This is a genomic window from Aeromonas sp. 603404, assembly GCF_049171775.1.
In the GTDB taxonomy this organism is placed as follows: Bacteria; Pseudomonadota; Gammaproteobacteria; order Enterobacterales; family Aeromonadaceae; genus Aeromonas; species Aeromonas veronii_A.
Genome location: NZ_JAAKPE010000002.1, coordinates 244,083 through 269,979, shown reverse-complemented (window position 1 = coordinate 269,979; position 25,897 = coordinate 244,083). Strand labels below are relative to the sequence as shown.

Annotated in this window: 22 protein-coding genes; 2 read left to right on the top strand and 20 right to left on the bottom strand. The window is 47.8% G+C overall.

What is annotated here, in order from left to right:
• Positions 1-6: 6 nt before the first annotated feature.
• The 20 genes from G5306_RS05160 to G5306_RS05065 all read right to left on the bottom strand — a co-directional run bounded on the left by G5306_RS05160 (position 7) and on the right by G5306_RS05065 (position 24,283).
• Complete coding sequence (locus tag G5306_RS05160) at positions 7-1,989, bottom strand: polysaccharide biosynthesis protein (RefSeq protein WP_421312495.1); 1,983 nt, start codon at positions 1,987-1,989, stop codon at positions 7-9.
• Complete coding sequence (locus G5306_RS05155; protein ID WP_216954282.1) at positions 1,986-3,011, bottom strand: MraY family glycosyltransferase; 1,026 nt, start codon at positions 3,009-3,011, stop codon at positions 1,986-1,988. Before G5306_RS05155 ends, G5306_RS05160 begins: the two co-directional genes overlap by 4 nt.
• Positions 3,011-3,961, bottom strand: coding sequence for a UDP-glucose 4-epimerase family protein (locus G5306_RS05150; protein WP_421312542.1), 951 nt, complete (start codon positions 3,959-3,961; stop codon positions 3,011-3,013). Before G5306_RS05150 ends, G5306_RS05155 begins: the two co-directional genes overlap by 1 nt.
• A gap of 19 nt (positions 3,962-3,980) precedes the next feature.
• Positions 3,981-5,105 carry a glycosyltransferase family 4 protein gene (locus tag G5306_RS05145; RefSeq protein ID WP_421208013.1) on the bottom strand — a complete coding sequence of 375 codons (1,125 nt, stop codon included), beginning with the start codon at positions 5,103-5,105 and terminating at the stop codon, positions 3,981-3,983.
• On the bottom strand, positions 5,083-5,571 hold the full coding sequence (locus G5306_RS05140) for a GDP-mannose mannosyl hydrolase (RefSeq protein ID WP_421255282.1): 489 nt from the start codon (positions 5,569-5,571) through the stop codon (positions 5,083-5,085). The genes G5306_RS05145 and G5306_RS05140 overlap by 23 nt, the downstream gene beginning before the upstream one ends.
• A gap of 16 nt (positions 5,572-5,587) precedes the next feature.
• Positions 5,588-6,208 (bottom strand): acetyltransferase, encoded by a 621-nt coding sequence (locus G5306_RS05135; protein WP_421312494.1) that lies wholly within the window; start codon positions 6,206-6,208, stop codon positions 5,588-5,590.
• A gap of 1 nt (position 6,209) precedes the next feature.
• Complete coding sequence (locus tag G5306_RS05130; protein WP_421312541.1) at positions 6,210-7,847, bottom strand: glycosyltransferase; 1,638 nt, start codon at positions 7,845-7,847, stop codon at positions 6,210-6,212.
• Entirely contained in the window at positions 7,847-9,103 is a 1,257-nt protein-coding gene (locus tag G5306_RS05125; protein WP_421222168.1) for a glycosyltransferase, read from the bottom strand. The genes G5306_RS05130 and G5306_RS05125 overlap by 1 nt, the downstream gene beginning before the upstream one ends.
• Positions 9,100-9,855 carry an ABC transporter ATP-binding protein gene (locus G5306_RS05120; protein WP_421312493.1) on the bottom strand — a complete coding sequence of 252 codons (756 nt, stop codon included), beginning with the start codon at positions 9,853-9,855 and terminating at the stop codon, positions 9,100-9,102. The genes G5306_RS05125 and G5306_RS05120 overlap by 4 nt, the downstream gene beginning before the upstream one ends.
• Positions 9,852-10,637, bottom strand: a complete 786-nt coding sequence (locus G5306_RS05115; RefSeq protein WP_213386863.1) for an ABC transporter permease — start codon at positions 10,635-10,637, stop codon at positions 9,852-9,854. The genes G5306_RS05120 and G5306_RS05115 overlap by 4 nt, the downstream gene beginning before the upstream one ends.
• A gap of 63 nt (positions 10,638-10,700) precedes the next feature.
• Positions 10,701-11,789: a DegT/DnrJ/EryC1/StrS family aminotransferase gene (locus tag G5306_RS05110; RefSeq protein ID WP_421208008.1), complete on the bottom strand. Its 1,089-nt coding sequence runs from the start codon at positions 11,787-11,789 to the stop codon at positions 10,701-10,703.
• A gap of 2 nt (positions 11,790-11,791) precedes the next feature.
• On the bottom strand, positions 11,792-12,913 hold the full coding sequence (gene gmd / locus G5306_RS05105; RefSeq protein ID WP_108540000.1) for a GDP-mannose 4,6-dehydratase: 1,122 nt from the start codon (positions 12,911-12,913) through the stop codon (positions 11,792-11,794).
• Positions 12,914-12,927: 14 nt separating this feature from the next.
• On the bottom strand, positions 12,928-14,337 hold the full coding sequence (locus tag G5306_RS05100) for a phosphomannomutase CpsG (RefSeq protein WP_302055988.1): 1,410 nt from the start codon (positions 14,335-14,337) through the stop codon (positions 12,928-12,930).
• Positions 14,318-15,715, bottom strand: coding sequence for a mannose-1-phosphate guanylyltransferase/mannose-6-phosphate isomerase (locus G5306_RS05095; RefSeq protein WP_108540002.1), 1,398 nt, complete (start codon positions 15,713-15,715; stop codon positions 14,318-14,320). The genes G5306_RS05100 and G5306_RS05095 overlap by 20 nt, the downstream gene beginning before the upstream one ends.
• A 38-nt stretch (positions 15,716-15,753) precedes the next feature.
• Entirely contained in the window at positions 15,754-16,299 is a 546-nt protein-coding gene (gene rfbC / locus G5306_RS05090; RefSeq protein ID WP_421312492.1) for a dTDP-4-dehydrorhamnose 3,5-epimerase, read from the bottom strand.
• Positions 16,300-16,361: 62 nt separating this feature from the next.
• Entirely contained in the window at positions 16,362-17,240 is an 879-nt protein-coding gene (gene rfbA / locus G5306_RS05085) for a glucose-1-phosphate thymidylyltransferase RfbA (RefSeq protein ID WP_216954298.1), read from the bottom strand.
• A gap of 99 nt (positions 17,241-17,339) precedes the next feature.
• Positions 17,340-18,227: a dTDP-4-dehydrorhamnose reductase gene (gene rfbD / locus G5306_RS05080; RefSeq protein WP_421312491.1), complete on the bottom strand. Its 888-nt coding sequence runs from the start codon at positions 18,225-18,227 to the stop codon at positions 17,340-17,342.
• Complete coding sequence (gene rfbB, locus G5306_RS05075) at positions 18,227-19,333, bottom strand: dTDP-glucose 4,6-dehydratase (RefSeq protein ID WP_421312490.1); 1,107 nt, start codon at positions 19,331-19,333, stop codon at positions 18,227-18,229. Before rfbB ends, rfbD begins: the two co-directional genes overlap by 1 nt.
• 589 nt (positions 19,334-19,922) lie before the next feature.
• A complete protein-coding gene (locus G5306_RS05070; protein ID WP_181222115.1) occupies positions 19,923-23,072 on the bottom strand; it encodes an efflux RND transporter permease subunit in 3,150 nt (1,049 codons plus the stop codon).
• Between the two features lie 17 nt (positions 23,073-23,089).
• The gene (locus G5306_RS05065) at positions 23,090-24,283 is read right to left on the bottom strand and encodes an efflux RND transporter periplasmic adaptor subunit (RefSeq protein ID WP_421312489.1); all 1,194 of its coding nucleotides are present in this window, start codon (positions 24,281-24,283) and stop codon (positions 23,090-23,092) included.
• 140 nt (positions 24,284-24,423) lie between these two features.
• Between G5306_RS05065 and G5306_RS05060 the strand changes: the two genes are divergently transcribed.
• On the top strand, positions 24,424-25,062 hold the full coding sequence (locus tag G5306_RS05060) for a TetR family transcriptional regulator (RefSeq protein ID WP_421208003.1): 639 nt from the start codon (positions 24,424-24,426) through the stop codon (positions 25,060-25,062).
• Positions 25,063-25,167: 105 nt separating this feature from the next.
• On the top strand, positions 25,168-25,719 hold the full coding sequence (locus G5306_RS05055; protein WP_421208002.1) for a hypothetical protein: 552 nt from the start codon (positions 25,168-25,170) through the stop codon (positions 25,717-25,719).
• Positions 25,720-25,897: the final 178 nt, after the last annotated feature.

Below are 25,897 nucleotides of genomic sequence, written 5' to 3'. Positions count from 1 at the left end.
GGTAACTCAATTTCTAGCCAGCAAAAAATTAACATTGTGTACTGGTAGCTTCACGATGTTCTCCGTTATTGTATGCTGCTTCGCTAGCCACACCAGATCACAGATACCATCCGTCGGTTCGAATGCAGCAGGAGCATGCATCAGGATCTCGCGCACTTGCTGTTGATCAAAACGGTGACAAGCATCATCCAGCGAGGCCAGCAAGGGGCGCAGTCGGGACCAGGGCAGCCAGCTCTCTTGTGCCACCATGATCCTGGGGTGTTCGGTTCCTCTGGCATCATCACCAATCAGTAACTCTTCGTAGAGCTTTTCGCCCGGCCGCAACCCCGTCACCTCTATGGCGATATCACCATCGGGACGCTGCTCATCACGCAGTGTCAGGCCGCTGAGGCGTATCATGCGCTTGGCCAGCTCCATGATCCGTACCGGTTGCCCCATATCGAGCACAAAGACGTCGCCCCCCTCCCCCATGGCGCCGGCCTGGATCACCAACTGGGCAGCCTCAGGTATCGTCATGAAGTAACGGATGATATCGGGGTGAGTCAGGGTGATAGGCCCCCCCTTATCTATCTGCTGTCTGAATAACGGCACCACTGAGCCGGAAGATCCAAGAACATTGCCAAAGCGCACCATACAAAAACGGGTGCTGTGCTTCTCGCGGGTCAAGGCTTGCAAGATCAATTCGGCCAGACGCTTGCTGGCCCCCATGGTATTGGTTGGCCGCACGGCTTTATCGGTAGAGATCAGCACAAATGTTTCCACCCCTGCCTCAATGGCCGCCTGTGCCGCATAAAGAGTGCCGAATACGTTGTTACGTACTCCTTCAATGATATTGAACTCGACCAGCGGGACATGTTTGTAAGCCGCGGTATGGTAGACGGTCTGGATCCTGAAGCTCTGCATCACCGTTTTTAGACGATGCTGGCGCTGTACTGAACCCAATAACGGCACCAGCTCTGTTTCGATCTGCTCGCGCTGACACTGTTCACGCAGATTCTTATTTAAGGCATAGAGAGCATATTCAGATAGCTCGAACAGAACCAAGGTGGACGGTCGGCACCGCAAGATCTGGCGACATAACTCAGAACCAATGGAGCCACCGGCACCGGTTACCATGACCGCTTTGCCTGTGATATTGGCTTCCATTAATTTTGTCACCGGCTCTACCGGATCTCTGCCCAACAGATCGTCGATGGAAACCTCATTGAGCTGATCTATGCGAGCCGAGCCATTGACCAGATCGGCCATTCCCGGGATAGAGAGTACTTCGCAAGAGAGGGGCTCAAGTGCATTGATCACCTCCTGACGACGCGCTCTGGTGCTGCTCGGCATAGCCAGCAAGATCTTCTGTACCCCATGGTGGTCAATCAGGGCTGGCAACTGAGCACTGTGATAAACGGTACAGCCCTGGATCACGCATCCCTGTTTGGCGGGATCGTCATCAATAAAGGCGACGGGATAAAACTCATTACCTTGCAACAAGGCCATTTGAAGCTGTCGACCCGAAGAACCCGCGCCATAGATCAACACCTGGGTACGAGCCAGACGGGTGGTATTGAGCAGCGCCCGGAAAAACAGCCGCACACCACCGACCAGCAGCACCAAAAAGGAGAGATAGATAACAGATACCGTTCTGGGCAGAAAGATATCAAAGTAAAATGCAGAGAGAACAAAGAAACAGGTTGAAAGAAATGCGCCTAGCGAGATTGTCCATAAGACCCGAAAGCTGACATATCGGAGTACTGCGCGATAGAGCCCCAGCCGTACAAACAAACTGATGCTGACAACGATAATTGCGCCAAGGAGTGCCCAGTGATGAGGGCTATCGATGGGCCAGTTATGTTCAAGCCGGATCCAGTACGCTCCCCAATAGGTCATGGTGATCAAGAGCATATCAACGGCGACAGAGATGACACGCTTACTGGCTCGTGATAGGGAGCCCAGGCAACTCAGTAGCCAGCCCCCTCCGGGTAAAAGCTCATTTCTCATTCTGGTACTCCTGCATTCAGGTGATACGCAAGAAAGGCTAACGGCAAGTAGGCAATGACCAGACCGATCACACCATCGAGCTGGCCCAATACAATCATGACAGCGATCGGCGCAAGCCAGAGGCTATTTAAAACAAGCACAGCCAAGGTCACGTTTCGATGACTTTGCCAACGTCTCGCCAGATATTGATAGCCATGAGTACGATGCGCCTCGCTCAGACGACATTTCAGACGATAGCGATTCAGTAACGTCCAGGTCGCATCAACCACAAAGACTCCGAGCATGACGAGCCATGCCCACAGGAATTGAGGCGCAGAAGCGGCATCCAGCAGCATCAGGGAAGCCAGCATCAAGCCAAGAAAACCGCTGCCACCATCCCCCATAAAGATCCTGGCGGGCGGAAAATTCCAGCACAAGAAGCCAGCCGCCGAAATCCCCAGTAGCAGGATCAAACTGGCAGACGACCACTCCCCCCCAACCAGATAGTGAAATAACGTCATGAACAGACAGACGACAACGGCTTCACCTGCCGCCAAGCCATCGATGCCATCCATAAAGTTGTAGAGATTGATAAACCAGATCACCCCCAGCCAGACCAGCAGGTAACCAAACCAGGCCAGATCGAGCTGCCAACCAAAGAAGGTCAGCGCTGGCAAACCATTAACCGCAGAAACCACCAAAGCGGCCGCCATGCTCTGCACAATCAGGCGGGTTCGAGGCTTGAGAGAGATGTGGTCATCGATAAAACCAACCAATGCAATGCCCAGCGCCGCAGCCCATATCAATGCAAAGCTGCTCTGGGATATGCCGGCGGGCAGTGGGATCAGGGTAACAAACAACGGGGCTGCCAGCAGAAAGGTCGCCACGATAGCCATGCCACCGCCTCTCGGGGTAGGCACCTGATGCGAACTGCGATGATTGGGTTGGTCAAGCAAGCGGGTCTGGGCGTAGCGCCTGAGCAGGCCGGTCATGGTAATTGAAAGAAAAAGACAAAATATCGACAACAAAACAAATGCCAGCATCAAGACGACTCACTATGGATTGACGCCATCAGAGATAAGGTCTGAGAGAGCGAATAGGGTGCCGACCATTGTAATCGGCTCTGAGCCTTGCGGGTATTCATTTCCAGAGAGCCATAAATCCGTTGTAGCTTGGCATCAATCCCCAAACAGCGTCCAAGCCCTCTTATTACTCCTGGTGGGAGATAAAAGAGCCGACAGCTAACGCCTTCTGCTTCTGCAATCGCCGCCAACAACTGAGACGTCGACACTGCGACAGGATCTGCGACTAAAAAGACCTGATTCACTGCAGCCGGGTGCGCCATCGCATGGGCAATAAAGTCACACAGATTAGGTAACGCCAACAGGCTACGCGCATTGGTCAAACGGGCAAAAGGGAGCGGGATCCCTTTGCGCACCCAGGTCATCATGCTGGCAAAGTTAGCCTTCACTCCTTCTCCATAGATAAGAGGAGGACGAATGATGGTTACAGCCATACCACACTCTTTCGCGAGTGCCATCAGCCCCTGTTCCGCCTCATACTTCGAGCGTCCATAGGGATCTTCTGGCGGACTTTGCACATTCTCATCAAATGGCTTGCCAGGCTCGGTCTGCTCGCCATTCACTTTTATCGAACTGATAAAGATGAAGCGCTTCACCCCAGCCTCAGCCGCTTGTCGAGCAAGCGTTAGGGTGCCCTCTGTATTCACCGCTCGAAATGCTGCCAGGGGATCTGTCGCGGTATCCGACATCACGTGCACCCTGGCAGCACAGTGAACAACCACATCCACCTGTTGCAATTGGGCTGTCCAGTTGGCATCCGCAGTCAGAGAGGGAGCATGAAGATGGTAAGAAGCCAGCGGGTGACTTCGCACCGCTCCTTTAACATTCGCCCCCAGAGCCAGCAAGTGTTCACAGACCGCCTTGCCTACAAATCCGTTGGCACCTGTGACAAGAATTCTAGGTATGGACATACAGTTTGAGATAGGCATTTCAAGATGAATAATAATTTGAGATAACCTTTTCATATAACGTCATATATTTATCAATCATGACGTCGGCAGTAAAGTTATGTTCAAATCTAGCCTTTGCATTTTTCCCCATACGCTCAGCTTCATCTTGATCATCCCATAACTTTTTCATTGCAGATGAGAGAGCCTCACTATTTGCTGGCTCAACTGCCAAGCCGGTTTCACCATGCAGATTTATATATGTAGTGCCTGTACCAATTTCGCAAGTAATCATTGGCTTACCATACATTGATGCCTCTAACAAAGTCATACCAAACGCTTCAGAACGCAGATGAGATGGAAATACCACAGCGTAACATAACTCCAGTAAAATATTTTTTTCAGCGTCACTTACTGGACCAACAAACAACGTATTTTTTAATCCTAACTTATCCGCCTGAGACTTCAACTCCTTTTCACATGGGCCTTCACCAATTATTATCAAAGGATAATCAAGTCCACGCATAGCATCAAGGACAAATGACAACCCCTTATAATATCGTAAAAATCCGATAAAAAGAAAAAAACGCCCTTTTATTTTATCATTCCATTTATTCGATAACGATAGTTCTGCATAACTTGGAGATACCTTTTCCAGACCGAATGGTATCACCTCAACATCCTTTTTTAGGCTAGAGAGAACAGGGCTGGTCTTGACATAATTGGGTGAAGAAGCGACCACAGCATCAACTTTATTTAGAAAAGACATCATCAATGGCTTATAAAGTTGTAGCAGGTATTTTTGTTTGACAATGTCAGAATGGTAACTGACCACTGTCGGCTTTTTAGGATTAACCCAAAAATGAACGAGATCCATATAGGGCCACGGAAAATGATAATGAATAATATCAGCTTTCTCAGCCAGTCGCCTGAATTCGACAATCGCAGACCATGAAAAACCAGTCGAAGCTATATAAAAATCTTCTTTTGCAGCATGCACACTATGATTAGCGATGTTAAAATTTCGACCAGCATTCTCAGCACTTAAACATAATACATCGACCTCATGCCCTCTTTTTACTGCACCTTCCGCAAGCTGATATATGACTTGTTGCACACCACCGTAAGCATCTGGATAATATGTTTTAAAAAAATGAAGAATTTTCATTATCTTCCAAGCCCTTATCTAAAAAATAGTTCTTTGTGTATTGATGAACATCTGGTGATGCAAGAAGGTCTACTATATCAAACCATTTATACTTTGAATGCTGAGCAACAGAGAATGAATTTATATCATGGTCTAGTTCTATTGAATACGCTAAAACAACATAGTGAGTTGGAGTCATAACGTCATAAAAAGAATCTTTATAAAAATGCTCGTAGACTCCAATAAATTTAGCTTTCGAACTCTGTAACGTCACACCAAGCTCATTCTCAGCAACTCTTTTAAAGGCATCTAATATAGCTTCTCCCTTTTTTATCCTGCCCCCCAAAACAAACCAATGATCGGCTGCAGGTCTATTTCTTCTGAGACCGAGAAGATATCGCCCTGAACTATCAGAAATCACCAGATCAATCGAGATTAAGGGGGTGTTTTTTATTGTTTTTAAAAAATCATCATCCGTAAGATGCATATCTCGCCCCAAGATGTTATTTATATTTCTTTGCTGGCACACCCACATAAATTCCGGGCTGATCTATAGTGTTTACAACACACGCACCTGCACCAACAGTAATCTCGTCGCGAACAGTAATATTGTTGATTATAGTCGCGCCAGCACCTATAAAACATAACGTCCCAATATTAACTGAACCTGCCACTGTACTGTTGACCGATACATGCGTAAATTCATCAACACAGACGTCATGTTCAATTATTGCACCTGAATTGATAATGCATCCCTCACCAATTTTAACTGAAGGACCAATGTGCCCATGATGACCGACGAATGTTCCTTTACCTATGATAGAGTTAATACCAATCGTGGCTGTGGCAGAAATCAAGGTGGCAACTTGCCACCCCATTTTCCCCAATATCTCTAACTGTAACTTTCTTTTATGATTATCACCTACTGCAGAAAAAAAAATCCACTCATCGGGAGAGATTACATCCCATGAAGGAAAAACTGGATAACCCAAAATACTCTCGCCAGGTTTTGCATTATCATCAATAAAGCATAACGTTGAAAATCCTAACGATAATGCTACATCAGCCACACTTCTTGCATGTCCACCACATCCTAAAATGGCCAACTTCTTTGAATCTACCACATTATTTCTCCAAGCAACTAATACGCTCAAGTATATCGATATGCTCATTTACAACATCAGACCATGTACGCATTGATAACTGATCGTATATCTGCAACTGTTTTCGTAGTAAGATGTCCTTATGGTGGAGTGCCCATTCTATTCTCTTAGCCATATCTCTCCAATCATATGGATCAAAAAATGTCATTTCCTGTAACTCAGGGTCAGTAAGAATTTCTTCAGTTACAGGAATACGTGCCATAACAACTGGAGTATTAACAGATAACGCCTCAGTAAATGTAAATGGACACCCACCTTCACTTAGACTTGGATTGACAGCTAGTTCAGCAAGATGATAACAAGCAGCTAATTCTGGAACAGACAAGCCATGCAAAAACAGAACATCCAACTCTAATTCCTGTTCTTTGATAAATGTAGCTATTTCTGATATCTCACTCTGACTCCCTGTCACAATCAACTTACATGATAAAAAACGCTCTCTTAATAAATAATTATATGCCTTAAAAAGGCTTAGCATATTTTTATTAGGTCTAGTCTGACTCGCATAAAATATAAATTTCACCTCATCATTACTAAAACCAGATATATACCTAGTTTTATTAGATTTTTTAAGCGCATTCATAAAGTCTGAACGAGCCTGCAAATTAACTTCTTCACATTGAAGACTTTTACCATCAGGTGAGATAGTCCTGTCTAGCGTGTTTGGAGCATGATGAATCACTGATATGTGAGCAGGGTTTACTTTATAACGTTCAACTAAAGTATCCCATTTAACTTTATTACTATAGGTAACAAAATGATCTCCATCACGAATAGTTGACTCAATTTTTCTGAACGTTTGAAGAAAACGCTCTCCTCCAACATTGCAAAATCCGACTGGAAACTCCGTCAAGACAACATCAGGCACACATAGCAAACGAGGTGCATGTATTTTATTAAATTCAGGCCAAAAGGCAGTAGGGCAATACCAAGCAGATATATCGCTCAATGAGTCAACCAGATTTAGCATCCTTTTAGACTCAGCGGCTTCAAGTTTATTGTATAGACTTATCACTAGCCCATCGTTTTTGGGTGATGATATTATACTGGACATTCGTATCAAATACTTTATGAAGAATTTAAGTAATGTTCCCTTAACTACACTTGATATTTTAATAAGCAACGCGACAAACATAAGAAGAGCTATGAATACAGGAGCCAAACCTATTAAAAGAATGCCAATAATCGCAACTTCAAAAAGTATTGGAATAATATCCCGAAGAGAAACGGCGGATATCAGATAAGATTCAACCCGGTTTAAATACCGATCAGTAAGATGACGTAGATATTCCTTTGCGTTTGACAGAATTCTATATTTATTTCTTCGATTCTTTTTATATGAAATATACTTCTCGTAAATAGACAATATTAATGGCTTCGAATCTGGCGACTGAATAACAAACTTATCTAATGGAACATTTTCACTTTCAAATAATGCATATAAACCACTTTTTGACCAACTAGGACACACTATTGTAAACTGCACTTCATTTCGAGAGATAGCTCCCTTCATAAACGAAGCCAAATAGCGCCCTAGACCTTCACTTCTCAAATCCACATTTGGTGCATACGACAAAAAAATACCATAGTTTTTCTTCATCACTTTAATAGTTCCTTAATTGCAAGCCAATAGCACTCCGAATAGTTAGCCACATTATTCCGCATTAATTCATCACCAGACGGCAACGTAATTTTGGCCGCATTTTCTTGCATAAAAAGCAACTTATCTGCCATATCATATGGATCCGATGAGTCCATCCATTTCAAGGAAAGATTGAACTGCTCATTAATTTCTCTCATTGCAGGATAATTGCTAGAAAGCCCCGGCGTTTTCAAATATGCAGCCTCTATAACAGAAAATGTCCCATTATCAATAGAAGCTGGATGCCATAAAAACTCAGCATTCGCTAAAAGCTTCTTGTATGCAGATGTCGAAAGCTCACCCTTTAAAACTAAATTTTGTGACAATAATAATGATGATGACAGTACTCTCAAAATATCTGCGTTAAAATTGGAAGGATCCGATTCGAACACCGCATGAGAGTCCACACCTGTAACTATACATTTTAAATTACCACCAAGAACCTCATAATAATGCTTCAAAGCTCTAACTGCATTTAGATGATTTTTATGAATGGCTTTATTAGTTGTCCATACAAAATACTTATCATGAATGTCAATAAGTTCAACAGAAGACGAGAAATCTGGTGCCAACATAGGAAGTAGGCTCAACTTTGACTTATCTAATCCAGCATACTGAAGAGCATCATCATAAGTGAATTTTGTGGTAACAATAACCTTATCAGCTCGTCTCGCAACAGATAAGAATGACATATTAATATCTTCATTGATGATTTTTCGATAACGCTGTAAATAATCGTAGATAACTGCAACAACTGGTCTAATAGGAAGTATGGGATGTTCCAATCGGTCAGACACGATTACCCAAACATCGCAATCACATAAATTCTGAATCCCATCGTTTGGCACAAAATAATCACAATTATCAGGCTCCCATGTAGCATTTCCACTATAACACATAGCTCTTCTAGCTTCAGCGGGAGATATAGTCATCCATTTAAATGAGCGCTTTACTGTTGACCTTGGTAAGTCATCAAGCTCACCTTCCGCTTCAAGATATTCAAGATCAGGATGAAGAAAAATAATCTCAACATTATCTTTATCAGCTTTGCTTCCAAGATAAAACGCCTCTACAAGTAACTTTGCAGCTCTTAAACTCCCTCCTCTGTATGGGATAGGTACAATAACTGCAACCCTTAACGGTTTAATCAAGTATGCTGGCTTAACTTCACTTTCCATTACATGACACCCATAACCTTGACTATCAAAAGTCATAAAAACAGTCCATTTATAGATCTATAGTATTCAATTGCATTGGGCATATCACCATCGAACACAATCTCTCCATGATGAAATACTACTCCTCTATGACAAATTTCTTTCAACGCACCAAAATCATGAGATGCTAGAATCAAAATTTCTGCATTTTCAATAAGTTGAGATATTCTGCTTTTAGCTTTGGCCATAAAGTTTGCATCACCCGCACCTATAACCTCATCAAGGAGTAATATATCACCTCCTACAGTTGTTGATATGGCAAATGCTAGTCTTACCTGCATGCCTGCAGAGTAAGTTTTAATTGGATAATCAATAAACTCACCCAAACCAGCAAACTCTACGATCTCATTTTCTTTCTCTTTCATAAAAGTCGGAGAGAGGCCAAGCAGAAGACCACGATAGAGAATATTCTCTCGGCCTGTTGCATCAGGTTCAAAACCTAGACTCAAATCAAAAAGAGAACGAACTTGCCCTTCAACAATTAATTTACCACTAGATATAGGATAGAGACCTGCCACCGTTTTAAGAAATGTACTTTTTCCTGCACCATTATGCCCTAAGAGCCCGACCCTCTCTCCATTATTTATTTCTAGCGTAATATTTTTTAATGCATGAATATCAGAGACAGAACGCTCTGCTTTTCCTTTTTTAAAAGCAGCAGAGAAAAGAGACTTTAGTGACCGCTCTTTGTAAGCTACTGATGCATAATGAAGGTTAACACTCTCAAGTTTAATTTTATTCTTTTTCATAGGTAGAAGATCACTTTTTTCTCTGCATTTCGGCCAATCAGCCACGCAAGCAAAAATAGGAAAGCAGCAGTTATTAGACTAAATGTATAGTTCTCCAGACTCGGCCATTCACCTTTTAGTAGTGGTGCTCTTATAATTTGCAATACATGATACACAGGATTGTAATCGACTAACCAATCCAATCCGCCAGAACGGAACATACGTTCTTCGAAATATACCGGAGAGATAAACCATATCGCTTGCATGACTAATCCCATCGCATGTGGTACATCTCTAAATCTAACCCCGATATAGGCTAGCAATGTTGATAATGGCCATGCTATAAGTGCCAATATTGGGAAAACAGTTAAGGTGGCTAGCCAGGTTATATTTATATTTTGTGGCAATACAACTATTGACCAAGCAAATAGAGCCAAACTGGCAAGTGCAAGTACTATAATGCTGCTCAAAACAGTTCGTAATGTATATATTGCTAATGGATGCTTGCATTGTTTAATGTAGGCATCTGCTTGCACAAACGCAAGTGAACCACCAATGGTATTGGCTACTACAAAATCCCAGACTATAATTCCTGACAAAATATAGGGTGCATACGTCACTATGTCCGTATTAAACATTTTACTAAAAACTATAGATATTAATAATGTCATACCTAAAGGTTGAATAAATGACCATAATACACCGAAAAAAGACCGCCGCCAACGAGAGCGTAGATCCGATAAAGCGAGATGCTGCCAAAAATATCTAGCATCCCAAATACCCCTAACATAAGAAAGACTCATAAAACTCCCACCAACTTAAAATAACCCTTCACCAACGAAAGATGAAGGGTTATTTATTTAACATTACTTATTTAAATAAAAATCAGAAATTACGTTGCAGATATAATCAACATCTTTTTCCAATAATTCAGGGTAGCTTGGTAAATTCATTCCTCTTGAGCTGATATCTTCAGCAACAGGAAATTTATGTTCCGTAAATACATGTGGCATCGTATTAGCTAAAGGAAACAATGGCCTTGTCTCAACATCATGACTCTTTAGAACTGTTCTGAGCAAGTCTCTATCTTGTGCATTCTCGACTAGGATCGAGCACATCCAAAATGAATGCCTGGTATTCTCAATCTCTTTGTGGAATGTTATCGGCAAATGGTTTAATCGACGCTGATACCAACTGGCAATCTCTCTTTTTTTTGCAATTATCTCGTCTGCTTGCTCTAATTGTGCCAGGCCAATCGCAGCACATATATTTGTCATGCGATAATTAAATGCCAACGCATCATGCCAATACTCTTTAACCTTCGAAACACCTTGGCTCTTCAAGTGGCATGCCAAGTCATGGACATTTTTATCCTTTGAAACAACCATGCCACCTTCGCCGGTAGTTATTGTCTTATTTCCAAAGAAACTGAATGTTGCCACATCACCAAATGTACCAACATGCTTATTCTTATAAAGAGTACCGAACGCCTCCGCACAGTCTTCTATCAAAAACAAGTTATGTTTCTTACAAACATCGACTAACGCATCCATATCACATGGTAAACCATAAAGATGCACAGCCATGACAGCCTTGGTCTTTGTTGTGATTTTTGCTATTACATCATTGACATCGATGTTCCATGTATCTGGTAGCGAGTCAACATAGACTGCTTTTGCACCGGTCTGAATGATTGTATTCACTGAGGCAATATATGTGAATGAAGGAACAATAACCTCATCACCAGGACCAATACCTAAAGCAGCCAACGCCAAATGAAGTGCTACAGTACCATTACTCACTGTTGTACAATTTTCTGCACCAATATACTTTGAAAATGCAGATTCAAATCTGTTAATAAACTCACCTTTTGAAGAGATCCATGTTGAATCAAGGCATTCATTAACATATTTTTTTTCATTACCAGATAATCTTGGTTGATATACTGGAATCATAGTCACTCCACACTGACATTAACATCAAAGCCATGAGATTTCAGCAAGGCATGCTGGCGAGCTTGCTGCAAATCATATGCAACCATCTCACTTACCATTTCTGCGAGTGTCGTTTCCGGCTCCCAACCCAGCTTATTTTTTGCATTAGATGGGTCACCAAGAAGAGTCTCTACCTCGGCCGGTCTGAAATAACGTGGATCAACACATACGATAATATCACCGACCTTCAATGCCGGCGCCTTATCTCCATAAATCGCCGAAACGACAGCTTTTTCCTCGACGCCGCTTCCAACAAAGTTCAATTCAATACCTAACTCAGCAGCGGCCATTTTTATAAATTCACGGACACTATATTGCACTCCAGTTGCAATGACAAAGTCCTCTGGCTGCTCTTGTTGCAACATCATCCATTGCATCTTGACATAGTCTCTTGCATGTCCCCAATCACGCAATGAGTCCATGTTTCCCATATACAGGCACTTTTCGAGGCCTTGAGCAATATTTGACAAACCTCGAGTAATTTTTCTAGTGACAAATGTTTCTCCACGACGGGGTGACTCATGATTAAACAAAATACCATTACAAGCATACATACCATATGCCTCACGATAATTCACCGTAATCCAGTACGCATACATTTTTGCAACAGCATAAGGGCTGCGCGGATAAAAAGGTGTTGTCTCTCGCTGCGGAATTTCTTGCACGAGGCCGTATAGTTCGGATGTCGATGCCTGATAAAAACGAGTTTTTTTTGTCAGTCCCAAGAAACGAATAGCTTCCAATAAGCGTAAAGTACCTATCGCATCAACATCCGCAGTATATTCTGGGGAATCAAAACTAACAGCGACATGAGATTGAGCACCAAGATTATAAACTTCATCTGGTTGAACTTCGGCTATAATTCTCGTTAGATTTGATGAATCCGTTAAGTCACCATAATGTAGTTTAAAATCAACGTTCTCTTCATGAGGGTCTTTATAAATGTGGTCTACACGTTGTGTATTAAACTGAGATGCGCGGCGCTTAATACCATGGACTTCATACCCCTTCTCTAATAGAAACTCAGCCAGATATGAACCATCCTGACCAGTCACCCCAGTAATTAACGCTACTTTCTTGGACATTTTTAGTACTCTCCTTATAAGTTGTTGATCATTTTATGTAATGAATTCAAACCAGACGTTAACTTGCTTATATCGTTTTTGCTTTCAACATTAAGCCTTAGTAATGGTTCTGTGTTTGAAATGCGAACATTAAATCGCCAATCATTCATTTCAATACTAAGACCATCTACATATTCTACCTTGACAGCAAGTGGCGCATAGACCTCTTCCAGCTTCTTTATTATCTCAAGAGCATTATCAACTCTATAATTTATCTCACCACTGCATGGATAGGCTTTAACACGTTCAGCAACTAAACTAGACAATGTGGATTTTTTTAGTGATAGCAAGTTAATTACTAGTAACCAAGGAATCATACCGCTATCACAGTAACCAAAGTCACGGAAATAGTGATGGGCACTCATTTCACCACCATATATTGCATTCTCACTGCGCATCCGTTCTTTAATAAATGCGTGACCAGTTTTGCTTTGTACTGGTGTACCACCAGACTTTTCAACGATATCAATAGTATTCCATGTCAAGCGCGGATCATGAATGATTTTCTCATGAGGATTATCTACTAAAAATGCCTCTGCTAATAATCCAACAATATAGTATCCTTCGATGAAATCACCATTTTCATCAAACAGAAAACAGCGATCAAAATCACCATCCCAAGCAATACCCATATCAGCATGATAGAACTTTACCGCTTCCGATGTAGCACTTCTATTTTCAGGAAGCAATGGGTTAGGAATACCATTGGGAAAGTTACCATCTTCCTCATGATGAATTTTTATAAACTCAACAGGAACATTGAGGGTATTGAAACGTCGCTCGATGACATCAAGCACATGCCCTGCCGCCCCGTTACCGGCATTCACAACTAGCTTGAGTGGACGTAATTGATGCGGCTTTATATACGTCAGCAAATGATCGACATAAGCATCTAGTATCGATTTTTTAATCAATGTTCCTTGCCGGGAGGATGCAATGAAGTCACCCTTTTCAGCCAATGCTCGAATATCATTCAAACCACTATCACCACTAATTGGACAAGCATCACGACCAACCAGTTTCATGCCATTGTAATCCATAGGATTATGACTGGCCGTCACTTCTATAGCACCATCAATGTCTAACGTAAATGCTGCAAAATAGGTTTCTTCAGTCCCCGTAGTCCCTAAGTCGATGACATCACAACCGGCATCAAGAATCCCTCTTGCAAGTGCTTGCTTTAGGCTTTCGCTCGTGAGCCTAACATCGCCTCCAACAGCAATTGTCGTTGCATTTAGATACTGTGCAGTTGCACGGCCAATACGGTATGCAATCTCAGTGTTCAGCTCATCACCCAGTTTGCCGCGAATATCGTAAGCTTTAAAACAGGTAAGATTCATGATGCCCCCTAAATTAAATTCCTTTTCAATAATCAATGATGTCATCTTCACCTAAATATTCACCCGTTTGCACCTCTAGCATAACTAAATCGATGAGACCTGGATTTTTTAATTGGTGACGATGCCCAGCAGGAATATATGTAGATTGGTTAGCAGTTAGCAAGGCAATTTGATCTTCATAGAAAACCTCTGCAACACCAGATAATACCACCCAGTGTTCATTTCTATGATGATGCATTTGCATCGTTAAGCTAGCCCCAGGTTTAACTTCAAGTCTTTTTATTTTAAAACGCTCTCCCACCTCAAGTAACGTATAACGTCCCCATGGACAATAGACTGTACGATGTATTTTATATGCATCATTATTTATCGTCTTAAGGTGATTATAAATTAATTTTACATCCTGACTACTTTCTTTGTGAGCGACCAATAGAGCATCAGCAGTATCAACAATTACTAGGTTTTCTACACCTACAGCACCAATAACCCGATCCTCGCTCGAAATATAACAATTTGAGGTAGCATGTAAAATTGCATGCCCCTGAACGGTGTTTCCATCGTCATCAGCTTGATGTAGTTCACTTATTGCAGCCCAAGACCCAATATCACTCCAGCCTATGTCACATGGAACTACTGAAACATTTCCTGATTTTTCCATCACGGCATAATCTATCGAGATGTCTGGAACATGGATAAATGTGTCAGGGTCCAGATCAATATGCTTGACCTTTTTACTTTGAACCGAATCGGACTTGTCAAGGCAAGCTTTTGTTGCTATCAATACTTCCGGACAATGCAAGTCCATCTCTGCAATCATTGTACTTGCTTTAAAGCAAAACATACCTGAATTCCAGAAGAAGCGACCGCTTTCAACGTACTCAATTGCCTTATCCAATGTTGGCTTTTCAACAAAGCGCAAAACCTCTGTACCAAGAGCTTCAATGTAACCATAACCTGTTTCAGGTATTGTGGGTTTAATACCAAATGTGACTAACCGTCCTGCTTTTGCTAATTCAATAGCGCAGGAAACAGCATCATCGAATGCAACTTGCTCTGTGATCAAGTGATCAGCAGCCAAGACCAACAAGACCGCATCATCGCCATATGTATCGCGAGCATAAATTGCTGCAGATGCTACTGCTGCTGCAGTGTTACGGCCATAAGGTTCAAGAATAAATGAAGTCTGAATTTCATTACTATTAACTTCTTTAAATGAATCTAGTGTTTTGAAATAAAGGTCTCGATTAGTAATAGTTAATACTTCACTGACATCTGATAATTTTGCTCCACGTAAAAATGCTTTTTGTAAAAAACTTTGATTATCCGATAGTTTAATGAATGGCTTGGGATGTTGTTCACGTGAAACAGGCCATAATCTTGAACCGCTTCCACCACACATAATAGCAGGAATTAAGACAGTCATAGATACACCATAATGTATTTAATGTGTTGATATGATTTTCAGAAATGTTTAGCTGCCATAAATGGCTTTGCATTTTTATCTTTAAGAGATAATATAGGGAGCATATCACTCTCCCACTCTATTCCTAGTTGCTGGTCATTCCAACATATTGTATGTTCAAAATCAGGTCTATAATAATTGGTTGCTTTATATAAAACTTCTGCTGTTTCTGTTCTAGTTATAAAACCATGGGCGAACCCTTTCGGAATCCACAATTGCCGCTTATTCTCAGCTGATAGATGAACACCGACCCATTTTCCAAAGGTCGGCGAATTTTCACGAATATCCACTGCTACATCAAATACTTCTCCCACAACACATCGCACCAGCTTTCCCTGGGCGTGTGGTGATGATTGATAATGCAGTCCACGCAACACGTTTTTCGAGGATTTAGAATGATTATCTTGAACAAAAGTAACAGGGTATCCTACTGCTTCTTCGAACAGTTTATGGTTGAAACTCTCAAAGAAAAAGCCACGCTCATCACCAAATATTTTTGGCTCAAAAATAAGTACATCAGGTATCGTGGTATCGATTACATTCATCTTCATATCCATATTTTATTTAGTTTATTTTGCAGGAACGGGTGCACACCCTTAACTCCAACTCATACTTTCGAAACCATCTTTAACAGGTATTGTCCATAAGCATTTTTCGCAAGTGGTGTCGCCAACGTTTTTACTTGCTCTGCATCAATGAATTTCTTGCGATAGGCGATCTCTTCAGGACAAGCGACTTTCAACCCCTGACGAGTCTCGATGGTCTGAATAAAGTTGCTCGCTTCAATCATGCTCTCGTGGGTACCGGTATCAAGCCAAGCATAACCACGGCCCATCATGGCCACCGACAGATTACCTTGTTCCAGGTAGATACGGTTTACATCGGTTATCTCCAGCTCGCCACGGGGCGACGGCGTCAGACTCTTGGCGATCTTGACCACGCTGTTGTCGTAGAAATAGAGGCCGGTTACCGCATAGTTGCTCTTGGGCTCCAGTGGCTTCTCCTCCAGAGAGATCGCGGTGCCCTCTTTATCAAATTCAACCACCCCATAACGCTCGGGGTCATGCACATGGTAGGCAAAGACGGTAGCACCGCTCTCTTTGGCCACTGCCGCCTCCAACTGTTTCTGCAAGTCGTGGCCGTAGAAGATGTTGTCCCCCAACACCAGTGCACAGGGGTCTGAACCGATAAACTCTGCACCCAGAATAAAGGCTTGTGCCAACCCGTCCGGGCTTGGTTGAACCTTGTATTGCAAACTCAGGCCCCACTGACTGCCATCACCTAGCAGTTGCTCAAAACGGGGGGTATCTTGCGGCGTGCTGATGATCAAAATATCGCGAATTCCCGCCAGCATCAGGGTGCTGAGAGGATAGTAGATCATCGGCTTGTCATAGATAGGCAACAGCTGCTTGCTCACTGCCATGGTTACCGGATAGAGACGGGTGCCTGAACCGCCGGCCAGAATAATGCCTTTACGTTTGGTCATGATGCTTGTTTCTTATATAGAGGAAGCATGGCTTTAGGCCACCTTTCCGTTTTATCCCTGCCAGCCATGGAGGCAGTCACTACATCCCTGGCCAGTAATTTACTTGCCAAGGATCTCGGTCAACATCCGCTCCACACCGACTGTCCACTCCGGCAGCACCAGATCGAAGGTGCGCTGGAATTTGCCGGTATCCAGGCGGGAGTTATGGGGGCGTTTGGCCGGGGTAGGGAAGGCGCTGGTCGGCACGGCATTGAGTTGTGTCACCGCCAGTTCAACGCCAGCCTCTCTGGCTTTGGCAAACACCAGCTGGGCGTAGTCAAACCAGGTGGTGGTACCGGAGGCAATCAGATGGTACAGCCCGGCGACCTCGGGTTTGCGCTGCGCCACGCGGAGAGCATGGGCGGTGCAATCGGCCAGCAACTCGGCGCCGGTCGGAGCGCCAAACTGGTCATTGATCACTGACATCTCGCTACGCTCTTTGCCAAAGCGCAGCATGGTCTTGGCAAAATTGGCTCCGCGGGCGGCGTAAACCCAGCTGGTGCGGAAGATCAGGTGACGGGAACAAAGTGCGGCCCCTTGCTCACCCGCAAGCTTGGTTTCGCCATAGACGTTGAGCGGGGCGGTTGCATCGGTTTCCCCCCAGGGGCGCTCACCGCTGCCATCAAATACATAGTCGGTGGAGTAATGCACCAACCAGGCACCCAATGCTTCCGCTTCTTTGGCTATCGCTGCCACGCTGGTCGCGTTGAGCAGCTCGGCAAATTCACGCTCGCTCTCCGCCTTGTCGACTGCGGTGTGGGCCGCAGCGTTGACAATCACATCCGGCTTGACCAGACGTACAGTGTCGGCCACCCCTGCCGGGTTGCTGAAATCGCCGCAATAGTCGGTGGAGTCAAAATCAACGGCAGTGATGCGCCCCAGCGGCGCCAGTGCGCGTTGCAGCTCCCAGCCTACCTGGCCGTTTTTGCCAAACAGCAGAATATGCATCAGGCACGCTCCCCATCATTCTGTTCAATCGAGGAATAGTGTTGCTCAATCCAGGACTGGTAGGCACCGCTCTTGACGTTGCTGACCCACTGCTGGTTATCCAGATACCACTGCAGAGTTTTGCGAATACCGGATTCAAAGGTCTCTTGCGGTTGCCAATCCAGCTCTGCGCTCATCTTGGTCGCATCGATGGCATAGCGGCGATCGTGGCCAGGGCGATCCGCCACATAGGTGATTTGCTCACGATAAGAGCCCACCTTCGGCACCATCTCGTCCAGCAGATCGCAGATGGTGTGTACCACCTCCAGATTCTGCTTCTCGTTATGACCGCCGATGTTGTAGGTCTCACCGACCACGCCTGTGGTTGCTACCTTGTAGAGCGCACGCGCGTGATCTTCCACGTAGAGCCAGTCACGGACCTGGTCGCCCTTGCCATAGACAGGTAACGGCTTGCCATCCAGCGCGTTAAGAATGACCAACGGGATCAGCTTCTCGGGGAAGTGGTACGGGCCGTAGTTGTTGGAGCAGTTGGTGACGATGGTCGGCAGACCGTAGGTGCGGCGCCAAGCGCGCACCAGATGGTCGCTGGAAGCCTTGGAGGCAGAATAGGGGCTGCTGGGGGCGTAGGGGGTGGTCTCGGTAAAGAGCGGCAATGGTTCACCGGCAGCCACTTCATCCGGATGAGGCAGATCACCATACACCTCGTCGGTGGAGATATGGTGGAAGCGGAAGGCCGCCTTGCGTACCTCGTCCAGACCGTTCCAGTAAGCGCGAGCCGCTTCCAGCAACATATAGGTGCCGACGATATTGGTCTCGATAAAGTCAGCCGGCCCTGTAATGGAGCGGTCAACATGGCTCTCGGCGGCCAGATGCATCACGGCATCCGGCTGGTGCAAGGCAAACACCCGATCCAGCTCGGCGCGATTGCAAATATCCACCTGCTCAAACACATAACGCTCGCTTGACGATACATCGGCCAAGGATTCCAGATTGCCGGCATAGGTGAGTTTATCGAGATTGATAACGGAATCTTGGGTATCACGGATAATATGGCGCACCACGGCAGAGCCGATAAAGCCGGCACCACCGGTCACGAGGATTTTCATAAATATGTATCTCTTGCGAGGCGTTGATATGACATCAGAGAGAGGCTGGCTATCCACTGATGCGTTATTGAAACACCCAATAGACTGCAATTTAACCAGCGCCAACAGCAGCAAAACAATAAATGAACATTATTTGTGCAAATCGCTGAATAATCTCAAGGCTACCGCCCTTGGGTTACAGCCCCCAGTTTGCTGCTTTTAACCAAATTAGGTCTGCTGTTGGTCATCATGTCCTCCAGCATTTTGCTGTCTTGATGGTGTGTAGCACAGCTTTATGGCCCAAGACCAAGAAAGAGCGGACACTACCTATCCAACCCTATAAGACGCAGATTCTATCTTGTTTCCAGCCGAGCTGCACAGCAGAAACTGACTTGCCCCTCACCTCTGAAAAGGAGTCGATAGAAAACCACCTCACGGCGACATAATTTCTCGAAAAGAAGCAGTATTAACTTAATAATTACGCTTAAGTTACCGTTTTTACGGAAAAAAAATAGAGCGACTTTCCAAGTCGCTCTATTTATTACTCAGTCATACCTGATGTATTTGTCTTATTGTGATCTGCCACCCAGAACTTCAGGGGTTACTTTGCTCAGTCACCTTTTGACTCAACTGCTGCAACCATGCGCGCCTCTTTACTTTTGTGGCTAGTGAAGTAACGCATCACCAGCACGAAGAAGAGCGGGACGAAGAAGATGGCCAGCACGGTGGCGCTGATCATCCCCCCCATTACGCCGGTACCGATGGCGTTACGGCTGCTGGCGCCCGCGCCGGAGCTGATAACCAGCGGCAATACCCCGAGGATAAAGGCGAGCGAGGTCATCAGGATCGGGCGCAGACGCAGGCGTGCCGCCTCCACCACCGCCTCACCCAAGCCCATCCCTTTGTCGTAGAGCTCTTTGGCAAATTCCACGATCAAAATCGCGTTTTTCGCCGACAAGCCGATGGTGGTGAGCAGACCAACCTGGAAGTAGACGTCGTTCTCCAATCCGCGCAGGGTGGCAGCCACAATGGCCCCCAGAACCCCGAGCGGTACTACCAGCATCACCGAGAACGGAATGCTCCAGCTCTCGTAGAGGGCTGCCAGACAGAGGAACACCACCAGCAAGGAGATGGCGTAGAGCGCTGGTGCCTGTGAACCGGCCTGACGCTCCTGGAAGGAGAGCCCGGTCCACTCGATGCCCACCCCTTCCGGCAGCTGTTTCACCATCTGTTCGATGGCAGCCATTGCATCACCGGTACTCTTGCCGGGCGCAGCTTCACCGACGATCTCCATCGCTGGCACACCGTTGTAACGCTCAAGACGCGGCGAGCCGAAGCTCCACTCGGTGCTGGCAAAGGCAGAGAAGGGCACCATCTGACCGGCACTGTTGCGCACATACCAGAGTTTCAGATCTTCCGGGTTCATCCGGAAGGGGGCATCCGCCTGCATGTAGACCTTCTTGATCCGGCCACGGTCAACGAAATCATTGACGTAGGAGGAACCCCAGGCAGTAGCCAGGGTGTTGTTGATATCCGCGATGGATAGCCCCTGCGCCAGCGCCTTCTCGTAGTCGATCTTGATATCGAGTTGCGGCGTATCTTCCATCCCGTTCGGGCGTACCCGCACCAGAGTGGGATCCTGCGCCGCCATGCCGAGCAGCTGGTTACGCGCCGCCATCAGCTTGTCGTGACCGATACCGCCGCGATCCTGCAGGAAGAAGTCAAAACCGGTCGCCGTCCCCAGCTCCGGGATCGGAGGCAGGTTAAAGGCGAACACTTGCGCCTCCTTGATGCTGAACAGGTAACCCATGGCACGGCCGATGATGGCATTGGCGCTGCGATCCGGGCTCTTGCGCTCGCTCCAGTCCTTGAGCTTGATAAAGGCCATACCCGCGTTCTGGCCACTACCGGCGAAGCTGAAGCCGGATACGGTCAGAACGGAGTCAACGTTATCCTTCTCGTTTTTCAGGAAGTAGTCGCGCATATCCGCCAGTACCACCTCGGTGCGCTGCTTGGTCGCCCCCACCGGCAGTTGCACCATGGACATGATGACCCCCTGATCCTCTTCCGGCAGGAAGGAGGTGGGCATCCGCATAAAGAGCACTGCCAACACCGCCAGCATGGCACCGTAGATCAGGCTGTAGCGCACACCCTGCTTGATCACCTTGCGCACGCCGCTCTGATAGCGATTGGTACCGGCATCAAAGGCGCGGTTGAACCAGCCAAAGAAGCCACGCTTGGCACCAAACTCGCCATGTTTCATCGGCTTGAGCAGGGTGGCACAGAGCGCCGGAGTCAGGATCAACGCCACCAGCACCGACAGCACCATGGCCGAGACGATGGTCAATGAGAACTGGCGATAGATGGCACCGGTCGAGCCGCCGAAAAACGCCATCGGCACGAACACGGCGGAGAGCACCAAGGCGATCCCCACCAGCGCGCCGGTGATCTGGGTCATCGACTTGCGGGTCGCTTCCAGCGGGGAGAGATCCTCCTCGCTCATCAGTCGCTCCACGTTCTCCACCACCACGATAGCGTCATCCACCAGCAGGCCGATGGCGAGCACCATACCGAACATGGTGAGGGTGTTGATGGAGAAGCCGAACGCCGCCATCACCCCGAAGGTACCGAGCAGTACCACAGGCACCGCAATGGTCGGGATCAGGGTGGCGCGGAAGTTCTGCAGGAACAGATACATGACGCAGAACACCAGGAAGATCGCCTCGATCAGGGTCTGCACCACCTCCTCGATGGAGATCTTCACAAACGGCGTGGTGTCGTAGGGGTAGACGATCTCCATATTGGCCGGGAAGTAATCCGACAGCTCATTGAGCTTGGCACGCACCTTCTCGGCGGTATCCAGCGCATTGGCGCCGGTCGCCAGCTTGATGGCGACCGCGGCGGTAGACTGGCCGTTGTAGAGCGCATCGGCGTCATAGCTTTCGCCCGCCAGCTCGACCCGGGCCACATCTTTCAGCCGTACCTTGGAGCCATCCTGATTCACCCGCAGCAGGATATCGTTGAACTGCTCGACGGTAGAGAGACGGGTCTGCCCCATGATGGTGGCGGTGAACTGCTGATCTTCCACCGATGGTGTGCCACCCAGCTTGCCAAACGCCACCTGGGCGTTCTGCGCCTTGATGGCCGCCTGCACATCTCCCGGGGTCATCTGCACTCGGTTGAGCTTGTTGGGATCGAGCCAGACCCGCATGGAGTACTGGCTGCCGAACAAGGTGATGTCCCCTACCCCGTCCAGACGACTCAGGGGCTCCTTGATGTTGGAGACCACATAGTCCGCTAGGTCGTCGTTGTTCATGCTGCCATCGCTGGAGATGAAGGCCGCGACCATCAGGAAGCTGCTGGAGGTCTTCTGGACCCGGATCCCCTGCTGCTGCACCTCTTGCGGCAGCAGCGACATCGCTTGTTGCAGCTTGTTCTGCACCTGCACCTGGGCAATATCGGGATCGGTCCCCGGCTGGAAGGTGAGGGTCACCGACACCCGCCCCGCGGAGTCAGACTGGGAGGACATGTAGAGCAGGTGATCCAGCCCGGTCATGTTCTGTTCGATGATCTGGGTTACCGAGTCTTCCACCGTTTTGGCGGATGCGCCCGGATAGCTGGCAGAAATACCGACAGCGGGCGGCGCAATGCTCGGATACTGGGCGACTGGCAATTTGATGATGGCCAGGCTGCCCGCCAGCATGATCACCAGCGCGATCACCCAGGCAAAAATGGGTCTGTCTATAAAAAATCGAGCCATGAAGCGACTACTCCATCCTACTTGTTGGCCGGGGTGTTGGACGCAGCTTGAGCAGACGCTGCATCAGCATCCTGCTCGGCGGGATTGACCACGGCACCCGGTCGTACTTTCTGCAAGCCAGCCACGATCACCCGCTCGCCGGAGGTCAGCCCTGACTCCACCACCCAGTTGCTGCCAACGACACGGCTCAGCTGCACGTTGCGCAGCTCCACCTTGTTGTCAGCCGTCACCACCATCACGGTGGCGCCGCCATTGGGGGTGCGAGTCACCGCAGTTTGCGGCACCAGCAGCCCTTGTGCCCGCTCACCCTCCTGCAGGGTGGCGCGCATAAACATGCCGGGCAGCAGCAGCTGATGAGGGTTGGGCACAATCACCCGCAGGGTCACCATGCCGGAGGTCTCATCCACTGTCACATCGGAGAACTGCAGCGAGCCCTCTTCGCCATAAGTGGAGCCATCTTCCAGCTGGAAGGTCACCTTGGCTCCCTTCTGCTCGTCCTGGGTCAACTTGCCCTCGGCGACCAGTCGCTTGAGGCGCAGCAGATCGGCGGTGGACTGACGCACATCCACATACATGGGATCGAGCTGCTGAATGGCAGTCAGGCTGTCAGCCTGCTGGGCAGTCACCAGCGCCCCCTCTGTCACCGCGGATTTACCGATGCGGCCACTGATGGGGGCGGTGATGCGGGTGTAACCGAGATTGATCTCGGCAGTGCGCAGGGCCGCCTTGCTCGCCATGATCTCCGCTTTGGCCTGCTTCCAGCTGGCATCGGCGTCGTCATAGTCCTGACGGCTGATGGATTTGACTTTGAGCAGCTCCTGATAGCGCTGCGCCTTGAGGCGGGCACTCTGCTCGTTAGCCTCGGCCTTGGCCAGATTGGCTTTGGCGCTGGCGACTGCCGCCTGATAAACAGCTGGATCGATCTGATAGAGCAGATCGCCCGCCTTCACATCACTTCCCTCGGTAAAGAGGCGCTTGAGGATGATGCCGCTCACTTGCGGACGCACTTCGGCCACCCGCAACGGGGCGCTGCGGCCGGTCAACTCGGTGGTCAACATCAGCGGACCGCTCTGCAGGGTCACCACGTTGACCGCCGCGGGGGGCATGTCGCCCTGTCCCTGAGGTGCGCCCCCCTTGTCACCACAACCTGCCAGCAAGCCTGTAGCCAGCAAGGCAAGACCAACTGAACGAGCAAGAATATGTTTATGCATGAAACACCTGAGCCTTTGCCAGTCAATGAACAATCAGGGCCGCATGGGCCCTGTTGGTAAATAGTCGAAAGATGAGGCAATATACATACATTCATAAATGTATGTAAGTGACTTTTTACTTGCATGAGGCACAAATTTCGATGGCCAGACGAACCAAAGAAGAGGCGCAGCAAACCCGCTGCCACATCATGAGCACGGCGCTGGATCTGTTCTGCTCCCAGGGCTTGGCCAAGACCAGCCTGACTGACATCGCCAGGGCGGCAGACCTGACCCGCGGGGCCATCTATTGGCACTTCAAGAACAAGGATGAACTCTTCATTTCGCTCTGGCAGGAGCTCTGCAGCCCCCTCGCCCACCAGCTCGATGCCTGCCTCAATCCAGATGAGCCGGATCCGCTGGGGCAACTGCGCCTCTTCTTCGAAGGGGTACTCCACAGCTTCATTCACAATCCGGCCCAGCGGCAGATGTTCACCATACTGTTCAATCTCGAATCGCTGGAGGGGGAGGCAATCTCACTGCGCGAACATATCCGCAGCGAGTCAGCCAACTTTTTCCGGGACCTGGAGACCACCCTGGCCAATGCGGTACGGCGGGGCCAACTGCCCGCCAACCTCAACCTGCAGCGCGCCGCCACCCTGCTCCACTGCACCCTGGATGGTTACATCATCAACTGGCTCCACTTTCCGGAGCGGATCGACCTGCAGGGCGAATCAGCCTTCCTGATAGAGAGCATGTTTACCATGCTGGCCCACCCCCACGGGCCTGCCTGCGGCCGCTAACCGGCTCCGGTAACTCCCACCCATCCAAATCGGGGCCTGACCGCGCGCTTTGGCAGTCAGGCCCCGATTTGTTACCCTGTGCGCCCCCTGCTTGAGGTAACCCCTGTGCCACACTCTGACGCCATCCCCGCTTCCCGGCCATTGAACGACCAGCATGCCCACGCTCGAGCTGCCTTTGTGGCGCGCCTCAAACCCGGCGCTCACCTGCTCAATGGTCAGTGCGGTACGGGGGAGGATCTCTGCTGGCTGCGTGCAGAAGGGTATGTGGTCACCGCCTGCGAAGCGATACTGGCCGACGCCAGAGTTGCCTCACAGCAATCCGGGCAAGCAGTGCGGGTCTGCTCGCTGGCGAAGATGCACTCGGTGCTCCCTTACGATGGCATCTGGCTGAGTCGCCCACTTGATAGCGACGAAGCCACTCTTGTCCCCCTGTTGCAACAGCTGGCGACCCTGCTCAAAACGGGCGCACCGCTCTGTTTCCCCCTACAGCCAAGCGGCAAGATAAGTCACGATGAGCTACAGCAACTGGTCACCACATCCGGGATAGCGCTGCAACTGGCGCCGATGGAAACCGTATCAGCCAGCACCTCAGACTCCGCAAGTCAATATGCCAACCAGTACGTCATGTTGCTGCGCGGCGATCATCAGGCCACCTAACGGGCTAATTCATCACGGATTTTCCCATTCAATGCTAAGCCGGCTGCTAGTCGGCGATCTTGGCTATCGACAATATTTAACTCGGCATTAACGCATAAAAGGCAGACATAACACGGCTTACGTGTTAAAAAGTTCGATTAATATCAAAATTTAATAACAAAACAGACAATACAACCAA